Raw genomic sequence first — 1,533 nt, 5'->3', positions numbered from 1 at the left:
GCCGCGGCGGTCACCTCGGCCTCGGCGGCGGTCGCGTCGACGATGCCGAATTCGGCGGCCTCCTCCCCGCCGAACCGGCGCCCGGTCGTCATCGAGGCCACCGCGGCGCGGGGCGTGAGCTTGGCCTGGATCAGGGCGGCCATGCCGTCGGTGAACGGGATGCGGATGTCGACCTCGGGGAAGCAGAAGAACCCGCGGTCGGCGCGCATCACCCGCACGTCGTGGGCCATCGCGAGCATGGCGCCGGCGCCGAAGGCGTGCCCGGTCACCGCGGCGGCCGTCGGCATCGGGAAGGTGAGGACGCGGGCCAGCAGGGCCTGCACCCGCGCGACGTAGGACTGGGTCTGGTCGGGGTGAGCGCCCAGCCAGTCCAAGTCCAGGCCGTTGGTATAGAACTTGCCGCCCGCGGTGGTGACCAGGCCCTGCGCGCCGGCCTGCTGGATTTCGTCGAGCTGCCCGTTGATCGCGTCGAGAAACTCTGGGGAGAAACGATTCTCGTCCTCGCCGAGGCGCAGAATCGCGATCTTGTCGTCCCAACTCAGTGTCGGTGTCATGTCGTGGCCCTTTCTCTGGTCCTGCCTCGGGGCGCCCCGAGGTCGAGCACGGCGGCGACCGCCGCGCGCAGTCGTTCCCGGGCGTCGGGGTCGTCGATCCGGTTGCGGCGCAACAGGATCGCGGTCGGTAGGTCGACGATGCACGTCGTGATGACGTCGACGGCCGCGGCGTCCTTGCGGTCCCACAGGCGGCGGGCCAGCCGGATCATCGTCTCCACCAGCAGCCGGTCCAGGTCACGCAATTGGGTGGCGATGTCGGGCGGCATCTCCGGACCCAACAGCTCGTCACGGCGCACCGTCAGCAAAAGTTGCGACGACTCGGGGTGGGTTTCGGCGAACACGGCCGGCGCCTCGGCCGCCGCCACCACGGCGGCGACGCCGTCTTGGTCGGGGGCGGAGTCGATCAATTCGCTTTGGGCGCTGAGGAATCGGTGCCCGGCCCGCAGCCAGGCGCGCCCGACGAGTCCCGCGCGCGAGCCGAACGTGTGGTACAGCGCGCCGTTGGATACGCCGATCGCGTCACTGATCGCGCGAATCGTGACCGACGCCGGCCCGGAGCGCACCGCCAGCCGTTCGACGGCATCCAGGATCCGGTCCTGGTCGTGAACGCGGGGGCGCGGCATGCCGCCATAGTAACAGAGCAATCGCTCTATTATGGGTTTACGTGATCGCAGCAACCGCTTAACGCGCTCGGCGGTTGAAACCCGTTTGACAGCGAGCGCCGACCGGGAACACCGTGCTCATGGGTAAGGTCACTCAGGTCAACGAAGAGGCGGTGTTGGCGGACATCGAGCGGCAACTCGTAGATGAGTTCCCGCACATCCCATCGAACGTCGTCGACGCCCTCATCCGCGAAGAGCACGCCCGGTTCACGCACAGCCGCGTACGGGATTTCGTTCCGTTGTTCGTGGAGAAACACACCCGCGAGGAGCTCAGGCACCGGTCGAACTAGCTACTTCAGGTTGAATGCCTCCCGCGA

The 1,533-nt window shown here is 68.3% G+C and carries 3 protein-coding genes; 1 reads left to right on the top strand and 2 read right to left on the bottom strand.

The features are described from left to right. Together A9X05_RS13155 and A9X05_RS13150 are read right to left on the bottom strand one after the other, a co-directional pair. The coding region (locus tag A9X05_RS13155) for an enoyl-CoA hydratase-related protein (protein ID WP_067781860.1) at window positions 1-554 on the bottom strand (554 nt) is incomplete at its 3' end. Beyond that, window positions 551-1,177 carry a TetR/AcrR family transcriptional regulator gene (locus A9X05_RS13150; RefSeq protein ID WP_067781849.1) on the bottom strand — a complete coding sequence of 209 codons (627 nt, stop codon included), beginning with the start codon at window positions 1,175-1,177 and terminating at the stop codon, window positions 551-553. The genes A9X05_RS13155 and A9X05_RS13150, both read right to left, overlap by 4 nt. 119 nt (window positions 1,178-1,296) lie before the next feature. Between A9X05_RS13150 and A9X05_RS13145 the strand changes: the two genes are divergently transcribed. After that, entirely contained in the window at window positions 1,297-1,506 is a 210-nt protein-coding gene (locus tag A9X05_RS13145; RefSeq protein WP_067781847.1) for a three-helix bundle dimerization domain-containing protein, read from the top strand. Window positions 1,507-1,533 lie beyond the last annotated feature (27 nt).

Source organism: Mycobacterium sp. E3298 (assembly GCF_001666895.1).
In the GTDB taxonomy this organism is placed as follows: Bacteria; Actinomycetota; Actinomycetes; order Mycobacteriales; family Mycobacteriaceae; genus Mycobacterium.
Note: the sequence above shows the minus strand (reverse complement) of the source record. Positions and strands in the feature narration are given on the sequence as shown.

Bases quoted from the DNA above. Each gene is read 5' to 3' on its own strand.
- A9X05_RS13145 (WP_067781847.1), top strand. From the start codon at position 1,297: ATGGGTAAGGTCACTCAGGTCAACGAAGAGGCGGTGTTGGCGGACATC.
- A9X05_RS13150 (WP_067781849.1), bottom strand. From the start codon at position 1,177: ATGCCGCGCCCCCGCGTTCACGACCAGGACCGGATCCTGGATGCCGTC.